This is a genomic window from Streptomyces anatolicus (genome assembly GCF_019400875.1).
Lineage (GTDB): Bacteria > Actinomycetota > Actinomycetes > Streptomycetales > Streptomycetaceae > Streptomyces > Streptomyces anatolicus.
On the sequence record NZ_WMBF01000467.1, the window covers coordinates 1 to 4950 of the forward strand.

Here is a 4950-nt window from a genome sequence, read left to right on the forward strand (position 1 = left end):
GCGGGGGGTGGAGCAGAGAGCGGGCGGGCGTCGCCCATGTCTTCGCCTTCTGGGAGAGCCGTCCCTTCTACGACTCCTTCATGGCCCGCTCGCACGACCGCCTCGCGGCCGCACAGGGGGGTACCTACAAGGACCTCCAGGCCAAGCTGTTCGATCACCGTTTCGACGTGAAGACGGGGTTCGAGCCGCGCTTCACGGACGCCGACGTGGTGCGTGTCGCGCACTGCCGGGTCCGTGAAGCGAGGGTGGACCACTTCGCACTGATGCAGGAGAAGGTCTGGAATCCGGCGATGGCGGGGTCGCCCGGAATGGTGCGCGGTCTCTTCGGAGAGGCGCCTGGACACGAATTCCTCGTGCTCTCCATGTGGCAGTCCGCTGCCGAGCACGGCAAGTACCGTGCCGAACGGGTGGAACGTCTTTCGTTGCGTGCGCAGACGGACGCCGATGTCTCCGCTCTCGCCGGCGACATCGTGCAGTTGGAGCCGTCATGGACGGTGTGAGCGCTTTCTGCCGGGTGGCCGCTGTCACCGTCGGGTGAACGCTCCCGCGCGGAGGGCGGCGACGGCGGCCGCCGCCGACTGATCGGCGAGAGCTGTATCGATCGGCTCACGGGTGATGAACACCCGGAGAAACAGGGGTGCCGAGACGGCACGGACGAGCGCGGCCGAGTCGACGTCCGGGGCCGCCTCACCGCGCTCCACGGCGCGGGCGACGACTGCCTCGCAGCGGCTGAACCGCTCGGCGTAGAAGGCGTGAAGGGCTTCGGCTGCCCGCTCCGACTGGAAGGCCGCGGCGATGAAGGCGGTGGGCGCGGCGGCCGTCGCCTCGTCGGAGAAGGAGTCGACCACTTCCCGGGCGAGCTCGCGCAGGTCTCCCTCCAGGCTGCCGGTGTCCGGCGGAGTCCATGTGTCCTCGCCCGCCATGTCCAGGGCGTCCGCGACCATCCCTTCGAGACCGCCCCAGCGGCGGTACAGCGTGGTCTTGTGGACGCCCGAATGATCGGCCACGTATTCGACGGTGAGACCGGGATAGCCATGGTCGGCCAGGCCGCTCAGCACGGCGTCGCGGACGGCGGCGCGGGTGCGGGCGGTGCGGCCGCCGGGGCGGCGGGTGCCGGGGGCGGCGGCCGTAGCTGTCGCTGCTGGCTCCGCCTCGGCGGGCTTCGATGCCGCGTTTTGCGGTGACCCGGCACCTCGTCGGCTGCTCTGACCAGCGGCGACAGGTTTGTCGGCCATGATGCGACCCCTCTCAATTGCTACTTCTGTTGCGTTAGGCCTGACGTGTGTGTCACACTCATCGTAACGCGACTACCGTTGCGTTTGGCAGGTGTGGATATGGACCCGGGGGTGCCCTTGCCTACTCAGATCTCTCTGCATCGCGTGACCAAGGCGCGTGGCGAGCGGCTGCTGTTCGATGGTGTGTCCCTCGCGATCAGGCCGGGTGAGCGCATAGGCGTCGTGGGGGAGAACGGCGCGGGCAAGTCCACCTTGCTGCACCTGATGTCCGGCGACGAACAGCCCGATGAGGGGGAGATCGTGACCGTCGCCGGACAGGGGGTCGGGCTGCTCGCACAGACTCCCCAACTGCCCGCGGACCGCAGGGTCGAGGACGCGATCGATGCGGCGCTCGCCGAGCTGCGTTCCATGGAGCGACGGCTGCGCGACCTCGAGGCGAGCCTCGGTTCCGCCACCGGTCAGGCCCTAGGTGAGTACGGCGATCTGCTCACCGCCTTCGAGATGCGCGGCGGCTATGAGGCGGACGCGCGCGTGGACAAGGCGATGAACGGCCTGGGGCTCGGGCACATCGGCAAGGACAGGATCCTTGGCAGCCTGTCCGGCGGCGAACAGGCGCGGCTCGGCCTGGCCTGCCTCATCGCGGCCGCGCCGGAAGTCATGCTCCTGGACGAACCGACCAATCACCTGGACGAGGGGGCGCTCGACTGGCTGGAGAGTGCCCTGACGGCACACCGCGGCACTGTGGTCGCGGTCTCCCACGACCGGACCTTCCTGGAGCGGGTCGCCACCGCGATCCTCGAAGTGGACGCCGACCGCAGGACGGTGGTGCGGCACGGCGGCGGCTATCAGGGACTGCTCGCCGCACGGTCAGCCGCCCGCTCGCGCTGGGAGCAGGAGTACGCGCGCTGGTGCGAGGAGACGGACCGGCTCCAGGAGTTCATGGCGACCACCGCCCATGCCGTCGCCGGTGGGCGCGGCATGAAGGACAACAACAAGATGGCGTACGACCGAGCGGGCGGCCGCGTCCAGGCCTCCGTCGCGGGCCGCGTGCGCAACGCGCAGGAGCGGCTGCGCAGACTGCGCGAGCAGCCGGTCGCCAAACCGCCCGAGCCGCTGAGGTTCGCGGCGCACCCCGTGGCGGGCGCCGCCGAAGGTGCGCTGGTGACCCTGCGCGATGTGCGCGTGGGCGAGCGGCTCGCCGTGGACGAGCTGACGGTGTCGGCGGGCGAGCGGCTGCTGATCCACGGGGGTAACGGCGCGGGGAAGTCCACCTTGCTGCGCACCATGGCAGGCGTCCTGGAGCCTGACCACGGGACCGTCGTCCGCAGAGGGCGGACCGGCTATCTCCCCCAGGAGATACCGGTACGGCGCCCTGCCGAGCGAGTCCTCGAAGTGTTCGGCAAGGGCCTCGGCCTGACCGAGGAGGAGCAGACGGGACTGCTCCTGTCGTACGGCCTCTTCCGGGAGCGCGACCTGCACCTCCCCGTGGGGGTGCTCTCCGCCGGACAGCGCCGCAGGCTGGCCCTGGCGCGCCTGCTTACCCGCCCCGCGGACCTGCTACTCCTCGACGAGCCCGCCAACCACTTGGCGCTCGGCCTGGTCGAAGAGCTGGAGACGGCGCTCGACCAGTGGCCAGGAGCGCTGGTCGTCGTCTCGCACGACCGATCGCTGCGCCGGCGTTTCACGGGTCGAATACGCCGGATGGAGTCCGGACGGCTACCCGGCTGACCCGCCCGACTCCCAACCGATCTAGGGTTTCCGCATGGCACGCCCGCGGCGCATCATCCTGGTCCGGCACGGCGAGTCGGCGGGCAACGCCGACGACACCGTGTACGAGCGCGAGCCCGATCACGCTCTCGCACTCACCGAGACGGGGTGGGCCCAAGCGGCGGACGCGGGAAAACAGCTACGGGAAGTGCTCGGCCGAGAGCGGGTGAGCGTGTACGTCTCGCCGTACCGCCGCACGCACGAGACGCTCCAGGCCTTCCGGCTCGACCCCGAGCTGGTGCGGGTGCGCGAGGAGCCCAGGCTGCGCGAGCAGGACTGGGGCAACTGGCAGGACAGGGACGACGTACGTCTGCAGAAGGCGTACCGGGACGCGTACGGACACTTCTTCTACCGTTTCGCGCAGGGCGAGTCGGGAGCCGACGTCTACGACAGGGTGGGGGCCTTCCTGGAGAGCCTCTACCGGAGTTTCGAGGCCCCCGACCACCCGCCCAATGTCCTGCTCGTCACGCACGGACTCACCATGCGACTGTTCTGCATGCGCTGGTTCCACTGGTCGGTGGCCGAGTTCGAATCGCTCTCCAACCCGGGGAACGGCGAGATGAGGATGCTGGTGCTCGGTGAAGACGGCAAGTACGCACTGGACCGCCCGTTCGAACGCTGGCGCGAACCAGAGCCGTACGGCGTCACCGGATAGAGTGGCAGGGCGATGACCGCTGACTTCTCTCCCGACCGGCGCCTGGAGCGCGCTCTGGCCAGCCTGCGCGGACTGGCGGTGGGGGACGCGCTGGGCTCCCAGTTCTTCGTGCCCGCGCATTACCCACTGCTCAAGCACCGACAGCTGCCGGACGGCCCATGGCAGTGGACCGACGACACCGAGATGGCCTGCTCCGTGCTGACCGTGCTCGGCAAGCACCGGCGGATCGAGCAGGACGCGCTCGCCCAGTCCTTCGCCGAGCATCATGACTTCGACCGTGGTTACGGTCCCGCCGTGAACCGTTTGCTGAGGCAGGTCCGTGAGGGTGGGGACTGGCGTGAGCTGGCCTCCGCGCTCTTCAAGGGGCAGGGGTCCTGGGGCAACGGCGCCGCTATGCGCATCGCCCCGCTAGGCGCCTGGTACGCGGACGACCCGGAACAGGCGACGCACCAGGCGGAGATCTCGGCCTATCCCACGCATCAGCACCGGGAGGCCGTGGTCGGTGCCATGGCGGTGGCCGCGGCGGCGGCGCTGACGGCGGACCCCGCGGGGCCGCCCACGCCGAAGGCTCTTCTCGACGGGGTCATCGCCCTGGTGCCGCGCAGTGCGGTCGGGGCGGGGCTGCGCAGGGCGCGGGACATGCTCGACTACGGCGACGCGGCGACGGTCGCCGCGGTCCTGGGGTGCGGGCGCCGCACGACGGCCCATGACACTGTGCCGTTCGCGCTGTGGTCGGCCGCGCGTGGCCTCGGGGCGTATGAGAGGGCCATCTGGGAGACCGCCCAGGTGGGCGGCGACATGGACACGACCTGCGCCATCGTGGGAGGCGTCATCGCTGCCGGGGACGGCGGGGCGCCGCCCGCGGAGTGGCTGGAGCGAACCGAGAAGCTGCCGGACTGGGTGCCGGTCGGCAAGGTCTGATCCCGGCATGGCAGACAGGCCGGGCGATTCAACGTCACGGTCGTGCCACAGGGTGTCCGGGGCGGGAGCGGGCGACAGCGGCGGGGATACGCTGATGCGGTCCGCCAGTTGATCTTGACTTGCGTGCGTTGAACGAGATGCCGGTCCCGGCAGCGGCCCTGCGGCCATCCCTGTCCGCCGCGTGCCGCACGGAGAACCCGGCCGGGAGGGGGTCCCGTGTCCGACATATCAGCGAGCGGTGATGCGCCTGGTGGCGATGCGTCAGTCAGCGCTGACGGATCGGTCAGCGGCGAGGCCTCAGTCAGCGGCGAGGCATCAGCAGGCGGTGACGCGTCAGCCGAAGGCCGCCGGGCTGAGCCCCAGGTGGAGCCC

5 protein-coding genes are annotated in these 4950 nt (G+C 70.4%); 4 read left to right on the forward strand and 1 reads right to left on the reverse strand.

Annotated elements, in window-relative coordinates; genetic code table 11:
- A partial coding sequence (locus tag GKQ77_RS27540) for a DUF4937 domain-containing protein (RefSeq protein ID WP_219691637.1) occupies positions 1-500 on the forward strand: 500 nt, incomplete at its 5' end.
- Between the two features lie 24 nt (positions 501-524).
- Here GKQ77_RS27540 and GKQ77_RS27545 read toward each other — a convergent pair.
- On the reverse strand, positions 525-1235 hold the full coding sequence (locus GKQ77_RS27545; protein WP_219691638.1) for a TetR/AcrR family transcriptional regulator: 711 nt from the start codon (positions 1233-1235) through the stop codon (positions 525-527).
- A gap of 117 nt (positions 1236-1352) precedes the next feature.
- Between GKQ77_RS27545 and GKQ77_RS27550 the strand changes: the two genes are divergently transcribed.
- Genes GKQ77_RS27550 through GKQ77_RS27560 form a run of 3 tightly spaced genes read left to right on the forward strand, consistent with a single transcriptional unit; the run spans position 1353 to position 4578 of the window.
- Positions 1353-2963 (forward strand): ABC-F family ATP-binding cassette domain-containing protein, encoded by a 1611-nt coding sequence (locus GKQ77_RS27550; protein ID WP_372459997.1) that lies wholly within the window; start codon positions 1353-1355, stop codon positions 2961-2963.
- Between the two features lie 34 nt (positions 2964-2997).
- Positions 2998-3657, forward strand: a complete 660-nt coding sequence (locus GKQ77_RS27555; protein ID WP_125515505.1) for a histidine phosphatase family protein — start codon at positions 2998-3000, stop codon at positions 3655-3657.
- Positions 3658-3669: 12 nt separating this feature from the next.
- Entirely contained in the window at positions 3670-4578 is a 909-nt protein-coding gene (locus GKQ77_RS27560; RefSeq protein WP_219691640.1) for an ADP-ribosylglycohydrolase family protein, read from the forward strand.
- The last annotated feature ends 372 nt before the right edge of the window (positions 4579-4950 follow it).